20 protein-coding genes are annotated in these 23,240 nt (G+C 65.6%); 5 read left to right on the forward strand and 15 right to left on the reverse strand.

All coding sequences use genetic code 11. The features are described from left to right. On the reverse strand, nucleotides 1-375 hold a 375-nt coding region (locus tag VGV37_RS11790; RefSeq protein WP_414637979.1), incomplete at its 3' end, for a hypothetical protein. A gap of 312 nt (nucleotides 376-687) precedes the next feature. Between VGV37_RS11790 and VGV37_RS11795 the strand changes: the two genes are divergently transcribed. Both VGV37_RS11795 and VGV37_RS11800 read left to right on the forward strand, forming a co-directional pair. Further along, nucleotides 688-1,584 (forward strand): metal ABC transporter solute-binding protein, Zn/Mn family, encoded by an 897-nt coding sequence (locus VGV37_RS11795; protein ID WP_326879871.1) that lies wholly within the window; start codon nucleotides 688-690, stop codon nucleotides 1,582-1,584. A gap of 229 nt (nucleotides 1,585-1,813) precedes the next feature. Then, the gene (locus VGV37_RS11800) at nucleotides 1,814-3,913 is read left to right on the forward strand and encodes a TonB-dependent receptor (protein WP_326879872.1); all 2,100 of its coding nucleotides are present in this window, start codon (nucleotides 1,814-1,816) and stop codon (nucleotides 3,911-3,913) included. A 12-nt stretch (nucleotides 3,914-3,925) separates the two neighbouring features. On the opposite strand, the gene VGV37_RS11805 is transcribed toward VGV37_RS11800, so the two are convergent. The 11 genes from VGV37_RS11805 to VGV37_RS11855 form a co-directional block, all read right to left on the reverse strand. Next, complete coding sequence (locus tag VGV37_RS11805) at nucleotides 3,926-4,315, reverse strand: hypothetical protein (protein ID WP_326879873.1); 390 nt, start codon at nucleotides 4,313-4,315, stop codon at nucleotides 3,926-3,928. A 252-nt stretch (nucleotides 4,316-4,567) separates the two neighbouring features. Further along, the gene (locus tag VGV37_RS11810; protein ID WP_326879874.1) at nucleotides 4,568-4,957 is read right to left on the reverse strand and encodes a hypothetical protein; all 390 of its coding nucleotides are present in this window, start codon (nucleotides 4,955-4,957) and stop codon (nucleotides 4,568-4,570) included. A gap of 281 nt (nucleotides 4,958-5,238) precedes the next feature. After that, nucleotides 5,239-5,706 (reverse strand): CHAP domain-containing protein, encoded by a 468-nt coding sequence (locus tag VGV37_RS11815; RefSeq protein WP_326879875.1) that lies wholly within the window; start codon nucleotides 5,704-5,706, stop codon nucleotides 5,239-5,241. 355 nt (nucleotides 5,707-6,061) lie between these two features. Further along, the gene (locus VGV37_RS11820) at nucleotides 6,062-7,018 is read right to left on the reverse strand and encodes an ABC transporter ATP-binding protein (RefSeq protein WP_326879876.1); all 957 of its coding nucleotides are present in this window, start codon (nucleotides 7,016-7,018) and stop codon (nucleotides 6,062-6,064) included. Next, nucleotides 7,015-8,010, reverse strand: a complete 996-nt coding sequence (locus VGV37_RS11825; protein ID WP_326879877.1) for an ABC transporter ATP-binding protein — start codon at nucleotides 8,008-8,010, stop codon at nucleotides 7,015-7,017. The genes VGV37_RS11820 and VGV37_RS11825 overlap by 4 nt, the downstream gene beginning before the upstream one ends. Further along, on the reverse strand, nucleotides 8,007-9,065 hold the full coding sequence (locus VGV37_RS11830) for an alanine racemase (RefSeq protein WP_326879878.1): 1,059 nt from the start codon (nucleotides 9,063-9,065) through the stop codon (nucleotides 8,007-8,009). Before VGV37_RS11830 ends, VGV37_RS11825 begins: the two co-directional genes overlap by 4 nt. Before the next feature lie 85 nt (nucleotides 9,066-9,150). Next, on the reverse strand, nucleotides 9,151-9,528 hold the full coding sequence (locus tag VGV37_RS11835; protein WP_326879879.1) for a RidA family protein: 378 nt from the start codon (nucleotides 9,526-9,528) through the stop codon (nucleotides 9,151-9,153). A 19-nt stretch (nucleotides 9,529-9,547) separates the two neighbouring features. Continuing rightward, nucleotides 9,548-11,149, reverse strand: a complete 1,602-nt coding sequence (locus VGV37_RS11840) for a D-aminoacylase (protein ID WP_326879880.1) — start codon at nucleotides 11,147-11,149, stop codon at nucleotides 9,548-9,550. Nucleotides 11,150-11,156: 7 nt separating this feature from the next. Next, the gene (locus VGV37_RS11845) at nucleotides 11,157-12,011 is read right to left on the reverse strand and encodes an ABC transporter permease (RefSeq protein ID WP_326879881.1); all 855 of its coding nucleotides are present in this window, start codon (nucleotides 12,009-12,011) and stop codon (nucleotides 11,157-11,159) included. A gap of 160 nt (nucleotides 12,012-12,171) precedes the next feature. Continuing rightward, nucleotides 12,172-13,113, reverse strand: a complete 942-nt coding sequence (locus VGV37_RS11850; protein ID WP_326879882.1) for an ABC transporter permease — start codon at nucleotides 13,111-13,113, stop codon at nucleotides 12,172-12,174. A gap of 56 nt (nucleotides 13,114-13,169) precedes the next feature. After that, nucleotides 13,170-14,705 carry an ABC transporter substrate-binding protein gene (locus VGV37_RS11855; protein WP_326879883.1) on the reverse strand — a complete coding sequence of 512 codons (1,536 nt, stop codon included), beginning with the start codon at nucleotides 14,703-14,705 and terminating at the stop codon, nucleotides 13,170-13,172. Between the two features lie 180 nt (nucleotides 14,706-14,885). On the opposite strand from VGV37_RS11855, the gene VGV37_RS11860 reads away from it, so the two are divergent. Further along, nucleotides 14,886-15,689, forward strand: coding sequence for an IclR family transcriptional regulator (locus VGV37_RS11860; protein WP_326879884.1), 804 nt, complete (start codon nucleotides 14,886-14,888; stop codon nucleotides 15,687-15,689). A gap of 87 nt (nucleotides 15,690-15,776) precedes the next feature. Here the strand turns inward: VGV37_RS11860 and VGV37_RS11865 are convergent, their stop codons facing one another. The 3 genes from VGV37_RS11865 to VGV37_RS11875 all read right to left on the reverse strand — a co-directional run bounded on the left by VGV37_RS11865 (nucleotide 15,777) and on the right by VGV37_RS11875 (nucleotide 19,092). Next, nucleotides 15,777-17,018 (reverse strand): Zn-dependent hydrolase, encoded by a 1,242-nt coding sequence (locus tag VGV37_RS11865; protein ID WP_326879885.1) that lies wholly within the window; start codon nucleotides 17,016-17,018, stop codon nucleotides 15,777-15,779. Between the two features lie 5 nt (nucleotides 17,019-17,023). Continuing rightward, on the reverse strand, nucleotides 17,024-17,677 hold the full coding sequence (locus VGV37_RS11870) for a CC0125/CC1285 family lipoprotein (RefSeq protein WP_326879886.1): 654 nt from the start codon (nucleotides 17,675-17,677) through the stop codon (nucleotides 17,024-17,026). Between the two features lie 68 nt (nucleotides 17,678-17,745). Beyond that, nucleotides 17,746-19,092, reverse strand: coding sequence for an MATE family efflux transporter (locus VGV37_RS11875; protein ID WP_326879887.1), 1,347 nt, complete (start codon nucleotides 19,090-19,092; stop codon nucleotides 17,746-17,748). A 250-nt stretch (nucleotides 19,093-19,342) separates the two neighbouring features. Between VGV37_RS11875 and VGV37_RS11880 the strand changes: the two genes are divergently transcribed. After that, on the forward strand, nucleotides 19,343-21,337 hold the full coding sequence (locus VGV37_RS11880) for an APC family permease (protein ID WP_326879888.1): 1,995 nt from the start codon (nucleotides 19,343-19,345) through the stop codon (nucleotides 21,335-21,337). Nucleotides 21,338-21,516: 179 nt separating this feature from the next. Next, the gene (locus tag VGV37_RS11885; RefSeq protein ID WP_326879889.1) at nucleotides 21,517-23,166 is read left to right on the forward strand and encodes an MFS transporter; all 1,650 of its coding nucleotides are present in this window, start codon (nucleotides 21,517-21,519) and stop codon (nucleotides 23,164-23,166) included. Nucleotides 23,167-23,240 lie beyond the last annotated feature (74 nt).

Genomic DNA, 23,240 nt, shown 5'->3' on the forward strand with positions numbered 1-23,240 from the left:
CTTGACCAGCTGGGCCAACTGCTTGGCGATGTTCTTGAACTGAACGGTCGCCGACACACGCGACGAAACGGTGGCGCCGCGAGCACCTTCGAGCACACCCTTGAGCTGCTTCAGCAGGCCATCGACGGCCGAGGTCGCGTCCAGGGCGGCTTGAACCGACTGGATCGACTGATCGACGTTGGCCTTGCGGGTGAGGATCTGGCTGGACCGGTCATAGAGCGACTTGGACCGGAAGAAAGCGACCGCGTCGTCCGATGCCGAATTCACCTTCTTGCCGGTGTTCAGCTCGTTCTGGGTCGACGTGAACAGCGACGAGGCGCTGGACAGGGACTGCAGGGTGGAGGTTTGGGTAGCGGTAAGCGTAATGCCAGACATGTGCTTCATCCTTTAAGGAAGTAAAACCGCCGGGTTTCCGACGGAGCCCCTTCTGGGGCACAGTAGTCGCCTTCAAACCGCTCCCTTAGGGATTGGCCATCTCGAAGACGACATCGCACATTACCCCGGGGAGCGGTATCTCGCCACGTCTATCGCTTAAAATGCGAGGGATCTCGGGGTTTAAAACTCCAGCATTCTCCTCACATTTATATAAAATTTTAGCGGTACTTTAGGTCTCCAGGAAACGTGCTGGATTCCAGAGAATGTTATGTTATAACATTAGAAAATTCCATACCCCAGTCGGGAAACGCCATGCGCCTTTTTCTCCTGCTTTTGTCGCTTGCCCCCCTCGCCGCCCCTGCCGCGGAGGCCGCTCCGTTGCCGGTCATCGCGACGACGAGCGTGCTGGGCGACCTGGTCCGCAACGTCGGCGGTGACAAGGTCGTGGTGAAAACCCTGGTGGGTCCCGATGGCGACGCCCACACCTACGAGCCGACCCCGTCGGACGCCAAGGCGATCAGCACGGCGCGACTGGTGGTGATCAACGGATTGGGCCTTGAAGGCTGGCTGACGCGCCTGATGGGATCGACCAACTTCACCGGTACCCGCGTGATCGCGACCGAAGGGATCACGCCGCTGACGATGGAGGAGCAAGACGGCGGCAAGGCCAAGACCGTGACCGACCCCCACGCCTGGCAGAGCCTGAAGAACGGTCAGGTCTATGTCGCCAACATCGCCCGCGGACTGGCGTCGGCCGATCCGGCCAACGCCGCCGCCTATCGGCAGAACGCCGATGCCTATTCCCAGCGACTGGCGGAGCTCGATACGAAGATCCGGGCCGACCTGGCCGGGATCCCGGCGATCCAGCGCCGCGTCATCACGACCCATGACGCGTTCCAATATTACGGCAAGGCCTATGGCGTGGACTTCATCGCGCCGATCGGCCTCACGACTGAGGAAGGGGAGCCCTCGGCCGGCGACGTCGCCAAGCTCGAGCGCCAGATCAAGCAGCAGAAGCTGCGCGCACTGTTCCTGGAGAACATCAGCAACAGCCGGCTGATCGAGCAGCTGGCGCGCGATACCGGCGCGGTGGTTGGTCCGCCGCTGTTCTCCGACGCGCTGTCCAAACCGGACGAGCCGGCGCCGACCTACATCCAGATGTTCGAATATAACACGGCGACGCTGAAGGCCGGGATGCTGAAGAACTAAGGGGCCATTCTTCCCGTCATTCCGGCACAGGCGGAAATCCAGTCCAACGCGAAGCAGCGCAGATAGTTAGCTTCAAGTCGTCATGGCCGGGCATGACGGAGTTGTATCAGCCTACTGGAGTAGAACAGCTAAGCGAGACTGGTACACCCCCCTGCATGGGATGGCGGACGAAAAGAAATGCCCATCTCGCCTCTATAATGTAAAACGTTATAACATTCTGGATACCTTCATGAAATCCCATCGCCTTGCCGGCATCGGTCTGCTGACCGCGGCCCTGGCTTCCCCTGCCCTCGCCGATGCCCCTCCAACCACCGAGGACATCACGGTCATCGGCCAGAAGCTCGACGCGGCGCGCAACGGCATCCAGACCCAGACCGGCGCGTCGACCTATGTGATCGACGCCCAAGCGCTCGACAGCCAACCGGGCGGGACGAACAACCCGCTGAACCAGGTCCTGCTGCAGGCGCCCGGCGTCGCCCAGGATTCGTTCGGCCAGATCCATATCCGCGGCGAGCACAACAATCTGCAATACCGCCTGAACGGCATCATCCTGCCCGAGGGCATCAGCGTGTTCGGCCAGACGCTGAGCCCGCGCCTCGCCGACCAGGTCGAGCTGATCACCGGCGCGCTGCCGGCCGAATATGGCCTGCGCACGGCCGGGATCATCGACATCCGCACCCAGGACGGCGGCGTCGAGCCCGGCGGCTCCGTGTCGATCTACGGCGGCAGCCACGGCACCCTGGAGCCGAGCTTCGAGTTCGGCGGATCGGCGGGCTCGATCCGCTATTTCGTGTCGGGCGACTATCTGCAGAGCGGCCTCGGCATCGAATCGCCCGACGGCCGGTCAGATCCTCTGCACGACCGGACCCAGCAGGGGCAGGGCTTCGGCTATTTCGAGGACATCATCGACCCGTCGAGCAGGGTGTCGCTGATCCTGGGCACGTCACGCGAGCAGTTCCAGATCCCCGACCAACGGGCCCAGGCGCCACAACTGGGTCTGACCGTCAACGGGCAGACCGTTTTCCCCAGCGACAAGCTCGACGAGAACCAGCGCGAACTGACCCGTTACGGCGTGCTGAGCTATCTGCGGTCCCAGGAGAGTTTCGACCTGCAGGTCTCCCTGTTCGGCCGCTCCTCGAGCCTGTCTTTCACGCCGGACCCGCTCGGCGACCTGCTGTACGACGGCATCGCGCAGACCGCCTACAAGCGCGACGTCGCCGGCGGAGTCCAGGCCGAGGGCGCCTATCACCCCAGCGACCGTCACACGCTGCGCGCCGGGATCATCGTCGAGGGCGACCGGGCGACCAGTGCCACCACGTCGCTGGTGCTGCCGACCGACGCCAATGGCATGCAGACCAGCGACCAGCCGCAACGGATCGCGGACGACGGCGGCAAGACCGCCTGGACCTACAGCCTCTACCTGCAGGACGAATGGAGTCTGACCGACGACCTGACGCTCAACTACGGCGGCCGGTTCGATCTGGTCGACGCCTTCACCCATGAGAACCAGCTGAGCCCACGCATCAACCTGGTCTGGAAGCCGACCGGCACGACGACGGTCCATGCCGGATACGCCCGCTACTTCACGCCGCCGCCGTTCGAGCTGGTCGGCGGCGAGACCGTCGCGAAATTCGCGAACACGACGGCGGCCTCCGCGATCGCGACCGATGACGTCTCCCGTGCGGAAAAGGCCAATTATTTCGACCTGGGCATCTCGCAGCGGCTGTTGCCCGGCCTGACCGTAGGGCTCGACGCCTATTACAAGAACGACCGCAACCTGATCGACGAGGGCCAGTTTGGCGCGCCGATCATCCTGACGCCGTTCGATTATGCGTCGGGCCGGCAATATGGCGCGGAACTGTCGGCCTCCTACCGGGAAGGCCCCTGGACCGCTTACGGCAATTTCGCCGCAAATTCGGCCGAGGGGCGGGACATCGTCTCGAGCCAGTTCAGTTTCTCGCCCGACGACCTCGCCTACATCCGCCAGCATTCCATCCATCTGGATCACGACCAGACCTACAGCGCCTCCGCCGGCGTGTCCTATCGGATCGACCAGACGCGGCTCAGCGCCGACCTGCTCTATGGCACCGGGCTGCGCGCCGACGGGGATTTCCCGAACAGCCACAGCCTGCCCGACTATGTGCAGGTCAATCTGGGCGTCGCGCAGAATTTCGATTTGCCGACGGTCGGCGCGCTGGCAGTGCGCTTCGACATCATCAATGCCCTCGACGGAAAGTACGAAATCCGCGACGGCTCCGGCGTCGGTGTCGGCGCCCCGCAATTCGGGCCGCGCCGCGGCTTCTTCGCCGGCTTGACGAAAAGCTTCTGAAGGCGATCGGCGCTACGACCGCGGTCGATTGCTGATCGGATGCTCGGCGTTGAACCGGTCGAGCCGAACCCAGGCGGCGAGCAGCCACTCGTCGGGCTTCGCCGCCGCCTGGGCCAGTCGGGCCAAGGCATCACGATCGGCGGCGACATAGGCGAGCAGGCCAGCCTCAACCCGATCCCGGATCAGATAGGCGCCCAGATGTTCGAGGATGCATTGGTCGGTCTGGCCGGCCAGCGCGAGGATCGTGAAATTGGGCTCCCCGGTGATGTTGAGCCCGATGCTCGCCAGCACCAGCGGATCGCGGGAGGATCGCCGGTTCATGGTCAACCGGATTTGCAAGTCGTCGATCGCCTGCATTTCCCAATAATTGCCGATCGACAGAATCAAATCATCTTTAAACATGACAATTCCTCTCGGCAAATATCGAGACAGCGACCTGCCGTCTCACACTCGCTCAATGAATCGAAGTTATATGTCTCAGGTTGCATTACTATTTGTGGATGAATTTCTTGTATTCAACTTATAATAAATTCCATTGAATCAGATAATTCAAATATTTATTTAAAGACCCTAATAAGACACAGAAAGTACACAGCCGATATCTTCTGATGCATCGGGAGAAGATCGCAATTATCTTGGCGGAACTTCCACACCTCAGGAGTGTGGGCGATGGCCTACAGGATGTTCGACGCTGAACCGATCGATCCTGCGGCGCGCGACGGTCAGCCACTCGGACGGTTGTGCCGCCGCCTGGGCCAACCGCATCAGCGCGTCACGATCGGCAGCGACATAGGCCAGCAGGCCGGCCTCGACACGCTCCCGGATCAAATAGGTACCAAGTCGTTCGAGAATGATTTTTTCGCTTTGCCCGGCCAGTGCCGCCATCGAGAACCCGGGCTCACCCGCGGCATTGAGCCCGATGATGGATTGAATGAGCGGGTCTCGGGAAGATTGCCGGTTCATGATAAGACGAGTCTGCAGGTCGTCGACTTCCTGCATTTCTCGATAATGCTCTATCGCCGAGATCAGTTCTTGTTCGAACATGATCCATCCTTTCGGGAAATCGGCATCATAATACCGTCTCCACCGAATTCTTTCACAACCGAGGCTAAACATTTGCGTTACGTCAAATAAAAATATAAGCAAATTTTCAGAACACTCAACCACAGATAAATATCATTACCAATTGTTACAATTCATTTACTTGAATGCGCAATCTTTGCGTTCAGGAGGCCGCTCGAACAATGCAGGCTGAGGCAGCCCCAAAAGCAAAAAGGGCGCCCCACGAGCGCCCTTTCCTGTTCGATCGAAGCTGGCCGGAACCGCTAGCCCCGGCTCTCCGGCGTACTGTAGATGAAACCACGCACCGGATTGTCGCGGCCATAGTCCGGCGAATCTTTCCAGCGGACGCGCACGTCGCTCCAGTCGTTCTTCTCGGAGACGTCGACGACCGAGACGGCGCGGGAAACTTTGCCCTTGTTGTGCTTGCCGGCGGCCCAATTGGCCTGGTCGACCAGCACTTCGCGGTCTCCGATCAGGTCGACCACGACGGCGACATGGCCGTGCCGCATGTGCTTGGTGCGGTCGAACACCATCACGGCGCCCATGTGCGGCTTGTGGCCACGGGAATATTCACCCGATGCGGAATCCCACCATTTCCACGCGTCGCCGCGCAGGTTGATCTGGGTGACGCTCTTGGCATACGCGACACATTCCATCGCGGACGCGGGAACAGCGGCGGGGATGGTCAGGAGTGCAGTTGCGATGGCGATCGCGGCAACTTCTCGCTTCATGGCCTCTCTGTCACGTTCTCTCGGGTATGCGGACCAGCCGGTCGGCGGCCCGCTTCGGGAAACGCACGGCTGGTATCCCTTTTGGGAATACCCGCCGCCCGTGGCGGAAGGAAGCTGTTGGATACAGAAGACAGCCGCGGATTCCAAGACTTTTTGCCAACAATTTTCGAAGTCTTTGGATTCTCTGGATTTGCGCCCCAGGAAGGACAGCCATGCAGCGGTATCGTGGCACCCTGTGAAACCGATCACACAGAGCGAATCCAGGCTCGTCTTTGCTGCATCGCAACAGGATACCTTCCGGGGATGTGAAGATTTCCCCGGAACCGATCCCCGGCTCCGGTGTTTTTGCGGCGGCTCAGAGTATGTCGTCGCGGATGCAGGCCTTGAGATGTCCGGGCTCGACCTCCGCCAGAGGGGGCACCTGCTCGGCACAAGCGGCGATCGCGTGCGGGCAGCGGGTGCGGAACACGCATCCGGACGGCGGATTGAGCGGGCTCGGCACGTCGCCCTGCAGCGGCACGCGCTGGCTGCGCCGGGTCGGGTCCGGGATCGGCGCCGCCGTCAGCAGCGCCTCGGTATAGGGATGGCGCGGCCGGGCATAGAGCTGGTCGCTGGTCGCGATCTCCATGATCCGGCCCAGATAGAGCACGGCGATCCGGTCGCTGATGTACTGGACCACCGCCAGGTCGTGGGCGATGAACAGCACGGTCAGACCCAACTCCGCCTGCAGGTCCTTCAGCAGGTTGACGACCTGGGCCTGGACCGACACGTCGAGCGCCGAGACCGGCTCGTCGGCGACGATGAAATCCGGCTCGACGGCGAGCGCCCGGGCGATGCCGATGCGCTGGCGCTGGCCGCCGGAGAATTCGTGCGGGAACCGCTCCATGGCGTCGACCGGCAATCCCACCCGTTGCAGCAGGGCGGCGATCCGGTCGCGTCGGTCGGCCTTGCTGCCGATGCCATGGATCACGAACGCCTCGCCGATCGCATCCTTGACCTTGCGGCGCGGATTGAGGCTGGCGTACGGGTCCTGGAAGATGATCTGCATGCGCCGGCGATAGGCGCGAAGCGCCGATCGGTCGAGATGGGTGATATCCGCGCCATCGAAGACGATCTTGCCGGCCGTCGGCTCGACCAGGCGCAGGATGGCGCGGCCGGTCGTGGTCTTGCCGCTGCCGCTCTCGCCAACCAGGCCCAGCACCTCGCCGCGCGCCAGGGTGAACCCCACATCGTCGACCGCCTTGACCGTGGCGCCGCCGCCGGCGGGAAACAGCTTGGTGAGGCCGATGACCTCGAGCAGGGGCTGGCTCATGCGTCCCTCCAGCGGATGCAACGGACCCGATGCCCGTCGCCGGTATCCTCGAGCGGCGGGGGCGCCGTGCGACAGGCGTCGATCGCGAGCGGGCAGCGTGGCGCGAAGGCACACCCCTCGGGCAGGTTGGCCGCACTCGGCACCTGGCCCGGGATGGCGGCCAGCCGCTGGCGGCTGCCCAACACCGGCATGCTGGCCAGCAGCGCACGGGTATAGGGGTGGCGCGGCCGGGCGAAGACGGCGTGGACGTCGCCCTCCTCGACCACGCGGCCGGCATACATGACGGCGACCCGGTCGGCGATCTCGGCCACCACGCCCAGATTGTGGGTGATGAACAGGATGCTCATGCCCAGCTCGGCCTGCAGCCGGCGCATCAGGTCGAGGATCTGTGCCTGGATCGTGACGTCGAGCGCCGTGGTCGGCTCGTCGACGATCAGCACTGCCGGCCCGCAGGCGAGCGCCATGGCGATCATCACGCGCTGGCGCATGCCGCCGGACAGCCGATGGGGATATTCCGCGGCCCGGCGCGCCGGATCGGGGATGCCGACCTTGGTCAGCATCTCGATCGCCCGCTCGTGGGCGGCCCGCTTGCCCAGCCCCTGGTGGCGCCGCAGCGCCTCGCCGATCTGGTCACCGACCGTATAAACCGGATTGAGGCTGGTCATCGGCTCCTGGAAGATCATGCCGATCTCGTTGCCGCGGATCGCCCGCATCGCCGGCTCGCCCAGTTGCGCCAGGTCGCGGGTGACGCCGTCGCGGCCGGTGAGGTTGATGGTGCCCTCGACGATCCGGCCCGGCGGATCGGGGATGAGGCGCATGATCGACAGGCTGGTGACCGACTTGCCGCTGCCGGATTCGCCGACCACGGCCAGGGTTTCGCCGCGATGAAGCGTGAAGGACACGCCATCGACCGACTTGGCCGTGCCGCCCTCGACCTTGAACCAGGTCTTCAGGCCTTCGACCGCCAGCAGGGGTTCGCCGGCCACGGTCATCTGGTGCGGCCGCGCGCGGCGACCGGCAGAGTCGCCTCGACCAAGCCGTTGCGGCTGGTCACCACCTCGTCATGCAGGTTGGTCACGACGCAGACATGGTTCGGCACGATGCGCACCCGCTCGCCGATCGCCGGCTTACGCGCCGAATGGGTCAGGTCGAGGATGCCATGCTCCTCGTTCAGCCGCTCGATGATCGCGTCGGGATATTCCAGGATCAGGCCATAGCCCTCACCGACCGACGGGGCGACCCGGTCGCTCGACAGGCTCTTCGAGCCCGCATCGATGATGGCCCGGTTTTCGGTCGGCCGGCTGACCACGGTCGCATGCAAGTGCAGCGCGCAGTCGTCGAGCGCCGCGACGCCGGCGCCCACCGTCGCCCTGTCGTGATAGATATAGGTTCCGACCCTGAGCTCGGTCAGGCCCTCGATCTCGTGCTGGTGCCAGACATTGGGCGTGCCGCCGCCCGACACGATGCGGATCTCGATGCCCTCGCCGCCCAGCCGCTGCTTGGCCGCCGCCACGAAACGCGCGGTCTCGGCCGAACTCGGATAGGTCATCAGCCCGTCGAAGCGCAGGCCGTCCGTGGCGATGATCGCCTGGGCCAGGGCCAGGGCCTCGTCGACCGTGACGACTCCGGTGCGCTTGCCGCCGGAATCGAATTCGACCAGCACCCCGATCTCGGCGCCGGCCTGCCGCGCGGCGGAGGCCACCGTCTCGAGCGCCACCGGATTGTCGACCACGACGCGCATCGACACGCGCTTCGCCAGCGCCGCCAGCCGCGCCGCCTTGATCGGTCCGATCATCGGATAGGACAGCAGGATGTCGGTGACGCCGGCATCCGCCATGACCTCGGCCTCGCCCAGCTTCTGACAGGTGATGCCGCCGGCGCCGAGCGCCAGTTGCCGAAGTGCGAACTGCGGCAGCTTGTGCGTTTTGATGTGGGGACGCAGCTTCAGACCATGCTGGTCGCAATAGGCCTGCATCTTGGCGAGGTTGCGCTCGACGCGATCGAGGTCGATCACCGGCACCGGGGTTTCGAGCTGGTCGATGTTCATGAGCGTCTCCGTTCGCTTTGTCGTTCCGCCACCTCCCTATCGTCATGGCCGGGGCAAGCCCGGCCATGACGAGAGAAGGCGTTTCCTACTTCGCGGGCAGCGCCGCGACGCAGTCGATCTCGACGTGGATGCCGTGCAGCTGGCAGCCGATGGTGGTGCGGGCCGGCGGGGCCGTCTTGAAGAACTCGGTATAGATCTCGTTGTATTCCTTGAAGCGGGTAAGATCGGCCAGATAGGCGTTGATCTTGACCACGTCCTCGAGGCCGGCGCCGACACCCTTCAGGATCGTCTCGAGGTTGCGGATGGTCTGGCGCACCTGCTCGGCGAAATTATCCGACATCACGCCGGTCTTGGGATCGACGGGGCCCTGGCCGGAGACATAGGCGAAGCCGTTCGCGGTGATGGCGTGGGAATATTGGCCGGCCGGCTTGGCGGCACCCTCGACGATATGGGCCTTGCGCATAACAACTCTCCTGGTGAAATCAGTGACGGCCGAGCACGCGGCCCGGTCGGAGGCCGGTCGGTTTCCCGTCGGCCAGAATGGTCTCGCCCGCGACCCAGACCCGGTCGATGCCGGAGGCGAGTTCGGTCGGGCTGTCGAAGCTCGCCAGATCGGCGAGGTCGGGCGTGAACAGCACGAGGTCGGCGGCGAGGCCGGGGCGCACTAGCCCCCGGTCCATCAGGCCGAAGCGCTGGGCCGCGATCGAGGTCATGCGGCGCACGGCATCTTCCAGGCCCAGCCACCCTTCGTCGCGCGACAGCTTGCCCAGCACGCGCGGAAACGTGCCATAGGCGCGCGGGTGCGGCCGGGTCCCGGGGCGCGGCAGGCTGTCGGAACCCACCATGTGCAGCGGATGGGTGAAAGCGGCGCGCAGGTCGTCCTCGCCCAGCTGGAACATGACGATGGTCGTCTGGCCACCATCGCGGATGACCAGGTCGGCCAGGAAATCGAATGGCTGCAACGCCGCCTCGGTGGCGGCCACGTCCATTGCCTTGCCCTCGAAGCGCTTCAGGTCGGGCTGGCCGACACCCGAGATGCGGACGTTGTTCCAGCCGATCAGCTTGACCTTGGACGGCCAGGTGCCGTTGCGCCCGTCGCCCTCTTCGACCGACTGACGCAGGCCGGCGCGGGTGACCGGGTCCTGCAGCCGGCCGATCAGCGCGTCGATGCCGCCTGATTGCGCGGTCGGCGGCAACAGTTGCAGGATCGTGCTGCTGCCGGCCGGATAAGGATACATGTCGAAGCTGACGTCGACCCCGTCGGCCCGCGCCGCTTCCAACCGCTTGATCGCGCGCGCGACGCCGCCCCAGTTGGGCTTGCCGGCCGATTGCAGGTGGGACAGCAGCCCTTGGGCGCCCGACGATTTGAGCAGGGCCAGGAACTCGTCGACCGCCGGGATCAACTCGGCCTCATAGCTGCGGACATGGGCGGTCAGCACGGCCTGATGGGCGGCGACCGTTTCGGCCAGGGCCACCAGTTCGGCGGTCCCGGCAAAGGCGCTCGGCGGATAGACCAGGCCCAGCGACAGTCCACCGGCGCCGGCGGCCAGGTCGCGCGCCAGCAACCGCTGCATTTCTGTCAGCTCCACCGGCGTCGGCGCCCGCTCGTCATAGCCCATGACCGCAAGGCGCAGCGCGCCATGGCCGACGAGCGAGACCAGGTTGAGTGCGATGCCGTTGGTCTCGAGCGCCATCTTGTAACCGGCGAAATCCGTGAAGATCTCGTCCTCGCCGGTCTCGCCCAGCAGCGCGCCGAAATGCCCGCGCAGCGCGTCGGTCCGGCCCGGTGCCTTGGGGTAGAGCGAAAAACTGCAGTTGCCGACGACGATGGTCGTGACGCCCTGGATCGCCTTTTCCAGCCGCTCCGGCTCGCGCAGGAACATCAGGTCGTCATGGGTATGGGCATCAATGAAGCCCGGCGCCAGGTAGCGGCCAGCGGCTTCGAGCACCTCCACACCGTCGGCGGGCAACCGGGCACCGACGGCGGCGATGCGGCCGCCGCTCAACCGCACATCGCCCAGGAACCAGGGAGCGCCGCTGCCGTCGACGATCCGCGCGCCGCGGATCAGCAGGTCTTTCACCATGGATACCTCACATCAGCCGCTGGAGTTTCGGGTCGAGCGCGTCGCGCAGCCCGTCGCCGACGATCTGCAGCGACAGCACGGTCAGCACGATCGCCAGGCCCGGCGCCAGGATCAGCCAGTCGGCCTGGTTCATGTATTGCTGGGCACCGGCGATCATGTTGCCCCAGGTCGGCGTGGTCGGCGGCACGCCGGCGCCGAGGAAGCTCAGCGCCGCCTCGGTCAGGATCGCCGTCGCGAAGATGAAAGTGCCCTGCACGATCAGCGGCGAGACCAGGTTGGGCAGCAGATGCACCAGCATGATCCGCGCGTCGCTGGCGCCCAGCGCCTCGGCCGCCTCGACGAACTGCAGCTCACGCAGCACGAGCGTGGCGCCGCGCACGATGCGGGCGACCCGCGGCGTATAGACGATGCCCAGCGCCAGCACGACGTTGAACAGCGACGGCCCGAGCCCCGCCAGGAGCGCGATCGCCAGCAGGATGTCCGGAAACGCCATCAGCGCGTCGGTGAAGCGCATCAGCGCGGCATCAAGCCTGCGGACATAGCCCGCGAACAGGCCCAGCAGGGTGCCGAGCACGCTCGCCAGCAGCACGACCATCAGCCCGACCGACAGCGAGACTCGCGCGCCATAGAGCGTGCGGGTCAGCACGTCGCGGCCGAAATCGTCGGTGCCGAACCAATGGATCCCGACCGGCGGCTTCAGGCGATGCACGATGTCCATCTTGGTCGGCGCGTAGGGCGCGATCCAGGGCGCGAGGATCGCCGACCCGACGATGAGTACGATCACGGCCAGGCTCACGACCACGATGCGCCGGCGCAACAGGCGCGCGAACAGCAGGGCGCCGGGGGAGCGGGGCTTGGTCATGAGCGTTCGCCTCCCCTCGTCATCCCCGGACTTGCCCCGGAGATCCACGCGCCGGTCGCAACGCCGCGGCGTCCATCAGGGAAAGTCGAAGCGCGGAGGCGCGTGGATGGCCGGGTCAGGCCCGACCATGACACTGAGTTTGAGGTGCAAGCTGTCATCGCTAATACCTCACCCGCGGATCGACGACCGCGTAGAGCAGGTCGACCGCCATGTTGATGAGCACGTAGAGGCCCGAGATGATCAACAGCGCGCCCTGGATCACTGGATAGTCGCGCCGCAGCACGGCCGAGACGATCAGGTTGCCGACGCCCGGCAGGCCGAACACGGTCTCCGTCACGATGGCGCCGCCGATCAGCGCCGCGATGGTCAGGCCGATCACGGTCAGCACCGGGATGAGCGCGTTGCGGAACGCGTGCTTGATGATGACCGCACCCGGACCCAGCCCCTTGGCCCGCGCCGTGCGCACATAATCCTCGTGCAGCACGTCGAGCATGCTGGTGCGGGTGAAGCGGATGATCAGCGCCGAATTGGGCAGCCCCAGCGCGATGGCCGGCAGCACCAGGTGATGCAGCCGCTCGCCCAGCCCCGCCCCCGGGTTGCCGTAGCCCGCGACCGGGAACCAGCCGAGCCGCACCGCGAAATATTCGATCAGGGTCAGGCCGACCCAGAAGCTGGGCAGGCTGGCGGCCAGCATGGAGATCGCGGTGACCGCCTGGTCGAGCAGGGTGCCGCGCCGCACCGCCGCCAGCACGCCGACCGGCACGCCGATGGTGATGGCGATCGCGATCGACATGCCGGTCAGCCAGCTCGTCAGCTCCGCCCGGTCGAGCATGGCATCGACGACCGGCCGGTTGAGGAAGATGGAATTGCCTAGATCGAACGACAGGATGTCGCGGATATAGAGTACGAACTGCACCGGCAGCGGCCGGTCGAGCCCGAGCTGGGTCCTGAGCGCCGCGACGTCGGCCGGCGTCGCGTTGGATCCCAGCATGACCGCCGCCGGATCGCCCGGCACGACCCGGGCGATGACGAACACGATCGCCGCCACCATCAGCATCACGATCGCCATGCCGGCAAACCGGCGGGACAGGTAGGCGGTCATTCCGTCACCTCGCCTTCACCTTCTCCCGCAAGCGGGAGAGGGTAAATTGCCTTAAGTTATTGCGTGAGCTTCACGTTCCAGAAGAAGGGCCAGCCCATGGGCGTGTAGCCGGTGAGCTTCTGCGACTGGGCCGACAGGCTGTAGAACTCGCCGATCTTGATCGCCGGCGCCTGGGCGTAGAACAGGCCCTGGATCGCCTTCCAGTCGGTGACGCGCTTGGCAGGATCGGTCTCGAGGTTGAAGGCATCGAGCGCCGCCTTCTTCTCCGGGGTGTCCCACCAGCCCGGATATGCCGGGTTCATGATGGTGATCAGCGACGGTTCGGGCACGAAGGCGTGGAAGGTGAAGAACCCGTCCCACTGGGTCGGATCGCCGCGCTTCGACAGGAGCGTCGCCCAATCCAGCACCTGCAGATCGACCTTGAAGCCCGCTTCCTCCAGATTCTGCTGGGCGACCAGGCTCATCTTGTACAGGAAGTCATATTGCGGCGAGGTCAGGATCTTGATCGGTTCGCCCTTGTAGCCGGCCTGCTTCAACAGCGCCTCGGCCTTCTTCGGGTCGTGCTGGTTGTAGCCCTTGACGCTGCCCTCGTCATAGAAGGGTGTGCCCTTGGGATAGATCGAGCCTTCGACCTGGAAGAAGCTCGGATCGCCGAACGCGGCCAGCAGCATGTCCTCGGGGGCCAGCGCCGCCTGGGCCGCCTGGCGGACCAGCGGATTGGCCATCGGCCCGGTCTTCTGATTGAAGATCAAAAGCGCGAAGGCGAACGGCTTGACCGTGATCGGCTTCACCGCCGCCTGGTCCTTGAACTTGGGCGCCAGCTCGGTCGGCAGCGAATCCGCGAACTGATATTGCCCGGCCAGCATGCCGTCGACCCGGGTGGTCGCGTTCGGCACCGGCACGAAACGCAGTTCCTCGATCTCGGCCTTGCGGGCACCGGCATAGCCGCTGGGCGTGCCGGCCGGCGAGGTATAGCCGTCGAAGCGGACCATGCGGATATATTGATCGGGCTTCTGCTCGACGATCTTGTAGGGGCCGGTACCGATGTAGGTCTTGAGCGTATCGCTCGAGGCCGCCAGTGCCTTGGGCATGATCGCCGCGGCGCCGTTCTGGAGAGCCAGCAGCGGCAGCAGCGGCGCGAACGGCTGCTTCAGCTTGATCGTGATCGTCTTGGCGTCCTTGGCCGCGACCTCTTCGACGGCCGGGGCCGCGAGCTTGCCGCGCGGGCTGGCCTTCAGCCAGTGCTGGAGCGAGGCGACCACGTCGTCCGCTCCCATGGCGCTGCCGTCATGGAACTTCACGCCCTGGCGCAGCGAAATCGTGTAGAGTTTTCCGCCGTCCGCGATTTCCGGCAGCGCCGCGGCCAGCAGCGGTGCCGCCTGCCATTTGCCATCGAACGCGTAGAGCGTCTCGAACACGTGCTGGGTGATGATGCTGACCAGATCCGACGTGACCGTCACCGGATCGAGCGGGCCGGGCTCGCCGATCGTGGCGATGTCGATGGCGGATTTGGCGGTCTGCGCCTGAACCGGGCCGAACAGCAAGCTGCTGCCGAGCGCCAAAGCGGTAAAGCCTGATTTGAACGAGAGCATGACTCCCCCTTTCGTCCGCGCGGCATTCGCCGTCGCTTGAGCTCGCTTGTCCGATATATCAGATTTAATTCTTGTATACCGGACAATGAGACCGTAATCTCTTCGCCACGCCCTTGCAACGAATTTGACAGGGCCGACAACCGCTCCGTTACTGGAGCGGCGAAACGGGAGAGCGGAACGATGGCACCGGACGGACAGACCACGGAGATCGATGCAGGCAAGGCCGATGCCCCCGCCTCGACCCGCGCACGCGGCATCGACCGGGCGATCGACCTGCTGGAGTGCCTGCATGCCGCCCGCGGCCCGCTGAAGATCGGCGAACTCGCCCGCCGCATCAACGCGCCGCGCTCGACCGCCTACGAACTGGTCAACCGCTTCATCGAGGCGGGCATCCTGGAGAGCTATGACGAGGAGGGCCGGGTGTTCTTCGGTCGGACCGTGCATTTCTGGGCGACCGACTACCTGACCGTCAACGACCTGACCAAGCGCGCCTGGGAAGAGGTGCAGCGCCTGGCAGAGCTGTCGGGCGAGACCACCCAGTTCTGTACGCTGCAGGGCAACAAATACACGGTCATCCACATGCGGAGTGGCGCCAAGATGTTCCGCATCAGCTCCGACATCGGCATCGAGGTGCCGATTCCCTGGACCGCATCGGGCCGGCTGCTGCTGGGCCATCTCGGCAAGGAAGCCCTGCGCCGCTTCCTGCCGCCGGAGGACCTGACCCTGCCGGACGGACGCCGGCTCGACTTCGACGCATTCCACCGCGAGATCGAGCAGGCCAGTGCCGGCGGCTTCTGCGTCACCACCGGCCTGGTCGACGGCTTCACCCAATGCATGGCGGCGCCGGTCAAGGACGGCAACGGCCAGACCATCGCGACCATCTGTTTCGTCGCGACCGCCGGCAAGACCGAGGAGGAACGCCGCCGCCTGCTCGACCTGCTGGTCGCGAGCGGCCACAGCCTGTCCGCCCCGCAGCGGCGGTAGATCTCTCGGTCATGGCAGGCGCCTGCGCGCGGACGACGGTATAAATCAGCAATGCTTGACCTTCACGCTGAACCGATCAGCCGTGGCTCAGGCCGGTCTGCGGTTGGCGACGCTCAGCACGGCCTGCAGTAGCACGTTGGCGCCCGCGGCCGCATCCGCCTCGGTGATGCTTTCGGCCTCGTTGTGGCTGATCCCGCCTGCACAGGGCACGAACACCATGGCGGTCGGCGTGATCGCAGCCAGGTTGGCGGCGTCGTGGCCGGCGCCGCTGACGATGTCGCGATAGCCGTGGCCGCTCGCGTCGGCCGCCGCGCGCACGGCCGCGATACAGGCGTTGTCGAACCGCACGGCCGGCGCCGCCCAGGTCGTGTCGAACCGGATCTCGATGCCCAGGTCGTGGGCAATCCCGTCGGCGGCCGCGCGGAATGCCGCCTCCATGCGATCCAGCGCCGCGTCGTCCGGATGACGCAGGTCGATCGTGGCCTTGGCCGCTCCGGGCACGACGTTGGTCGAACCCGGCTGGACCTCGACGATGCCGATGGTGGCGACCCCGCCGCCGCCCTCTTCGCGGGCGATCCGGTCGAGCGCCACCGCAAAGCGCGCCAGGCCCTGGAACGCGTCGTGCCGATGGTTCATCGGCGTGGTGCCGGCATGGCTGTCCTGGCCCGCCACCGAGAAATGATACCAGCGGATGCCTTGTACCCCGGTCACCACGCCGATGGTCTTGCCCTCGGCCTCCAGGATCGGTCCTTGCTCGATATGCAATTCGAAGAAGGCGGCGAGCGGATGGTCGCCGCACGGCGTCTCGCCGGCAAAGCCGATCCGTTCCAGCTCGTCGCCGAACCGCTTGCCGTCGCGGTCCGCCCGGTCTAGCGCATAGTCGAGTGCGAAGCGGCCGGTGAATACGCCGGACGCGAGCATCGCCGGGGCAAAGCGCGCGCCCTCCTCGTTGGTCCAGTTGATCAGTTCGATCGGTGCCTCGGTCTCGTAGTTGGCGTCGTTCAGGGTCCGGATCAGTTCCAGGCCGGCCAGTACGCCCAGGATGCCATCGAACTTGCCGCCGGTCGGCTGGGTGTCGAGATGGCTGCCGACCGCCACGGGCGGCAGCGACGGATCGCGGCCCGGCCGGCGTGCGAAGATGTTGCCGACCCGATCGACCGTCACGGCGCAGCCCGCAGCCTCGGCCCAGGCGATCAATTGATGGCGCACCTGGCCGTCGAGATCGGTCAGCGCCTGGCGATTGATGCCGCCCTTGGGCGTGCCGCCGATTTCGGCGGTTTCCATGATGGTGCGCCAGAGGCGGGCGCCGTCGATCCGCAGATTATCCATGAGGGTCAGCTCTTTGGTGTCGGGATGAGGGTGGGTTCGGGGATCGGCAGCACGCTGGGCCCGATCGCCTGCGGCGGTGGGGCAGTGGCGCCACCGTCGGCCCCCGGATAGGTCGTGCGCAGCTGCCGGATCGCATCCGCCGCATCATAGTCGCCTGGCTTCAGGCTGTTCGACAGGGCGACCGCCATCTTGACCTCGACCTGGACCGAGGTCTCCGGCGGATTATAGTAGTTGTTCCAGCCGAACGGCGGCCGGCGCCAGCCCCAATAGGGCCCGGGTCCCCAGCCGGGGCCCCACGGATCGTCGTAGAAGCCCGCCCGCTGCTGGATGTCGGAGCTGGTCTTGGAATCGGCGACCGAGAAGCCCCTGAAGCCCTGGGACTGCGCGATCTGGGCGGCGCGCCAGATCGCCATGTCATAGGCCAGCGACTTGCCCTGCCGCTCGGTCGGGCTTTGATCCATCCGATAGCCGTAGCCTTGCTGGGACGGTGCCACGTAGCTCACCTCGTAGCGCCCATCGGGCAGGCGGATGTCGGAATAGCCGAAGCTGCGCGCGACATCGACCGGCGTCAGCAGCGGATAGCTGGGTCCGGTGGCGCAGCCGGTCAGCAGAATGCCGAGACCGGTAAGAACGGCAAAGGCCGCATGACGAGATGACATGATCGAATTCGTCCCCGGCAAGACGGTTAAGTCCCGATTATGCGACCGCGCCCTGCCCTGGGCGAGCGTTATTCGACGAGTGCCGTCTGCGGCGCCGGGTCGTCCCAATCCGCGCCGATGCGCGGATAGAACCAGGCGAGACAGACCCCGCGCACCGCCATGAACAGGACGAAGGCGCCCCACAACCCGTTGTTGCCGGCGATCGGCATCAGAGCGAAAGCGGCGATGAGGAAGACCGCCAGCGAGATCATCATGCCGTTGCGCAATTCCCGCGCCCGGGTCGCCCCTATGAAGATGCCGTCGAACTGGAAGCCCCAGACCGAGACGACCGGCAGCGCGATCGCCCAGGGCAGAAAGCTGCGCGCGACGGCGCGCACCGGCTCCTGGTTGGTCAGGCCGGCGATGACCGCAGGGCCGATCGCCGCATAGACTGCCGCGAAACCAAAGGCGCCCAGCACGGCCCACAGCATGGAGACGCGGCTGGCCGCGCGCAGCGACGCCCGGTCCCGCGCACCGACGGCGACGCCGACCAACGCCTCGGCGGCATAGGCGAAGCCGTCGAGGCCGAACGTCGTGAAGGTCTGGAAGTTCAGCAGCACGGCATTGCCGGCCAGCACGACGTCGCCCAGGCCGGCACCCAGGCGCGCGAACAGGCCCGTAACCCCGATCAGGCAGGCGGTCCGAAGGAAGATGTCGCGGTTGATCGCGAACAGCCGGAGCAGCGGCGCCCGTTCCCACAAGGCCGAGAGCACCAGCGGCGGCAGCCCGCGCCGGCGCAGATGCCAGAGGACGGCGAGACCGAGCATCAGCCCGATGCCGTCGGCCATGGCCGTGGCGGCGCCGATGCCGTCGACCCCGCGGCCCAGCCCGTAGACCAGCCCGATCGCCAGCACCATGTTGAGGAAATTGAGCACCAGCTGCAAACCGAATCCGAGCTTCGCCCGTTGCAGGCCGAGCAGGCTGCCCAGCACCACGGAATTGCCGAGCGCCGCCGGCGCCGACCAGATCCGGGCATCGCAATAGGCGCGCGCTGCGGCGCCGACGGCAGGGCTGCCGCCCAACAGGTGAAGCGCGCCCCCCAGCAACGGCCCCTGCGCGACCAGGACGGCGAGCCCCAGCAGGAAGGCCAGCAGCAGCGCGCGCAGCGGGATCAGCCTCATCTGCACGGCATCGCCGGCGCCCAGCGCCTGGGCCATCAGCCCGGTCGTAGCCATCCGCAGGAATCCGAGGCCCCAGATCATCGCGCTGAAGATCAGCCCGCCCAGCGCCACCCCGCCCAGGCTCGCCTCGTCCGGCAGATGGCCGGCGACCGCGGTGTCGACCGCCGACAGCAGCGGGACCGACAGGTTGGCGAGCACGATCGGCACCGCGAGCACCACGACGCGCCGATGCCAGCCGGCAGGCGTCCCGGCCATGCGGCCGTCGCCGTTGACTCGTGCCCCCGCTTTCCCCATCGTGCCGCCGCCCTCCTGAAAAAGGGTCGAAACCCGCGCGCCTCGTGGCGCTCGGGCATTTTCCGTCCGAACCTGGGATCACCGCATCGGCGGCGCCCCAAGTCCGCTGCCGATCATGAATGCCTCGAAGCAGGGTCGATCGAAATCTCAACGCAAATGTTTATTGCCCTGATGCCCGGGCTTTTTCCAAACCTGGAATCGGCATGGGGCCATGCGCGACAGGGATTACGGCGTCTTTCGAATGTTCGGTAAAAAGCTCGCCGCCTGGCTGGTCGGCCGTCCGCGCGACGCGCTGGCCCCCGGCGTACGCCATCATATGGCGCTGGCCGCCTTCGTAGCGTGGGTCGGCCTCGGCGCCGACGGCCTGTCTTCGGCCAACTACGGTCCCGAGGAAGCGTTCCTGGCGCTGGGCGGCAATACCCACCTCGCCGTCTACCTGGCGATCGCCACCGCCTTCACCGTCTTCCTGATCTCGCTCGGCTACAACCAGGTCATCGAACTGTTCCCGTCGGGCGGCGGCGGCTACAAGGTCGCGACCACACTGATCGGACCCTATGCCGGCCTCGTCTCCGGCGCCGCCCTCATCGTCGATTATGCGCTGACCATCGCCATCTCGGTCGCGAGCGGCGTCGATGCACTGTTCAGCCTGCTGCCGGTCGAGTACCAGGGCCTGAAGCTGGGCGTCGAGCTGGTGATGACGCTGGTGCTGATGGTCCTGAACCTGCGCGGCGTCAAGGAACCGCTGCACCTGCTGGTGCCGATCTTCATCGGGTTCGTGCTGACCCATGGCGCGCTGATCATCTATGGCGTGCTCTACCATGCGCCGATGATCCCCGACATCGCGCCCGCGACTTGGCGCGAGACCCGGCATTTCGCCGGCGAGATCGGCTGGTTCGGCGTGATCGCGGTGCTGCTGAAGGCCTATTCGCTGGGCGGCGGCACCTATACCGGCATCGAGGCGGTCTCGAACAACGTCAACATCCTGAAGGAACCGCGCGTGCGGACCGGTCGCTGGACCATGGTCTACATGGCGCTGTCCCTGAGCTTCATGGCCGGCGGGCTGATCATCCTCTACGTGCTTTGGGACGTCCGGGCCGTCGAAGGCCAGACGCTCAACGCCGTGGTGTTCGACACCATCCTGGGCACGATCTTCGGTGCGGATTCGGCGCTGGCTCACGGGATCCTGACCCTGGTCCTGGTGTTCGCGGCGGGCATCCTGTTCGTCGCCGCCAACACCGGATTCCTGGGGGGACCGGCCGTACTGGCGAACATGGCGGTCGATCGGTGGGTGCCGCACCAGTTCAGCCAGCTGTCGAACCGCCTGGTCACCCAGAACGGCGTGCTGGTGATGGCGGGAGCGGCGATCGCGACGCTGCTGGTGACCCACGGCGACGTCGACGTGCTGGTCGTACTCTACAGCATCAACGTGTTCGTCACCTTCACGCTGTGCCTGTTCGGCCTATGCGTCCATTGGTGGCGCGAGCGCCGGCGCAATCCCGACGCGCTGAAGCGTCTGGCGCTCGCCGGCGTCGCCTGCTTCGTCACCGGCTCGATCCTGATCGTGACGCTGTCCGCCAAATTCACCGAAGGCGGCTGGCTCACCGTGTGCGTCACCGGCTGCGCCGTCACGCTGGGCATCGCCATCCGTCGGCACTACACGCGAACCGGCCAGGCGCTGGCCAAGGTCGACGCGCTGTTCGCGACCGCCGTGCCGTCGCGACGCGACGCGCCCGAGCCCGAGATGGACAAGAGCCAGCCGACGGCCGTGTTCATGATCGGCCGCTCGCTGGGCGCCGGCATGCACACGCTGCTGTCCCTGCGCAAGCTGTTCCCGCAGCAATTCCGCAACTTCGTCTTCGTGTCGGTCGGCGAAGTCGATTCGGAGAGTTTCCGCGGCGAGGAACGGCTGCACGAACTGCAGACGGAAGTGTCGGCGACGCTCGAGCATTTCGCGGCCTATTGCCGGCAGCGCGGCCTGCCGTCGGCGACGTTCGAAAGCTTCGGTCCCGACATCATCTTCGAGATCAACAAGCTGGTCGATCGGGTCCTGGCCGAATTCCCCAACAGCGTATTCTTTTCTTCGACCCTGATCTTCGATGATGAGAATTGGGCGATTCGCCAACTGCACAACGGAACGGCATTGACCATCCAGCAGCGCTTGCATCGGCGCGGCATCCCCATGGTCATTCTTCCAATGAATCTCTGAGCGGTTAAGCCGTTGCGCCTTCAGCACCGAACGCCTGTTTTACTTATGCTTATGTAATAGGCGTTTCAGGCCCGGATACTCCCCTTGATTTTTGCGGCATTTTGACGCCTGCTATTTGGGAAACCAGCGGGAATGCGAATTTCGCTTAACCCGCCTACATTCCAACGGGGGGATGGCTTATGGCGACCTACGAAATGGCGGGTTCGACACGGACCTTGGCCGGCGGCGAGAAGTTGGTGATCTTCGCCTCTTCGCTCGGCACGGTGTTCGAGTGGTATGATTTCTACCTTTACGGCTCTCTCGCGCCGAACATCGCGAAGAATTTTTTCTCGGCCGTGGCGAACCCGAATACGGCATTCATCTTCGCATTGCTCGCCTTTGCCGCCGGCTTCGCCGTACGCCCGTTCGGCGCGCTGGTGTTCGGTCGCCTGGGCGATCTCGTCGGCCGCAAATACACCTTCCTCATCACCATCCTGATCATGGGCATCTCGACCACGGCGGTGGCATTCCTGCCGGGCTACGCGACGCTCGGCATCGCGGCGCCGATCATCCTGATCGTGCTGCGGCTGCTGCAGGGCCTGGCGCTGGGCGGCGAGTACGGCGGTGCCGCGACCTACGTCGCCGAGCACGCGCCGATGGGCAAGCGCGGGCTGTTCACCGCCTGGATCCAGACCACGGCCACGCTCGGCCTGTTCCTGTCGCTGATCGTCATCATCGGCTGCCGCCTGTCGATGGCGCCTGCCGACTTCGAAAATTGGGGCTGGCGCGTGCCGTTCGGCGTCTCGCTGCTGCTGCTGGCGGTCTCGATGTGGATCCGCCTGAAGCTCGACGAGTCCCCGGTGTTCAAGCAGATGAAGGCCGAGGGCAAGGGCTCCCATGCCCCGCTGACCGAATCCTTCCTGGTCTGGAAGAACGCCAAGATCGTCATCCTGGCACTGCTCGGCCTGACGGCGGGTCAGGCGGTCGTCTGGTACACGGGTCAGTTCTACGCCCTGTTCTTCCTGACCCAGACCCTGAAGGTCGACGCCCAGACCGCCCAGTTGCTGGTCGGTGCGGCGTTGTTGATCGGCACGCCGTTCTTCCTGGTGTTCGGTGCGTTGTCGGACCGGATCGGCCGCAAGCCGATCATCATGGCCGGCTGCCTGCTGGCCGTGCTCACCTATTTCCCGCTGTTCCAGGGCCTGACCCACTACGCCAACCCGGCGCTCGAGACGGCGCAGGCCAAGGCCCCGGCGACCGTGATCGCCGACCCGGCGGATTGCTCGTTCCAGTTCAATCCGATCGGCAACATCAAGTTCACCAACAGCTGCGACGTTGCCAAGGCGGCCCTGGTCGCCCGCAGCGTGCCTTACGAGAACGTGGCAGGCCCCGCAGGCTCCACGGCCCAGATCAAGATCGGTGACACCGTCATCGACGCCTACCCCGCCGCCGAAGCCAAGGACAAGGCAGCCGCCTTCACCAAGTCGTTCGGCGATACGGTCACCGCCGCCGGCTATCCGATCAAGGCGGATCCCGCCCAGATCAACTATCTGATGACCCTGGTGCTGCTGTTCGTCATGGTGCTGTACGTCACCATGGTCTACGGCCCGATCGCGGCCATGCTGGTCGAAATGTTCCCGACCCGCATCCGCTACACGTCGATGTCGCTGCCCTACCACATCGGCAACGGCTGGCTCGGCGGCTTCCTGCCGACGACCGCGTTCGCCATCGTGGCCATGACCGGCAACATCTACTCGGGCCTGTGGTACCCCATCGCGATAGCGGCCTTCACCTTCGTCGTTGGCATCCTGTTCGTGCCGGAGACCAAGGATCGCGAAATCATCGACTGACCGTCGGTAGTGTCGAGACCCCGCCCCCGCCTCGACGCGGGGGCGGTTTTCATAAGAACGCAGTCGACTTCACG

The sequence above is a fragment of the Aliidongia sp. genome (assembly GCF_035943795.1).
Lineage (GTDB): Bacteria > Pseudomonadota > Alphaproteobacteria > ATCC43930 > CGMCC-115725 > Aliidongia.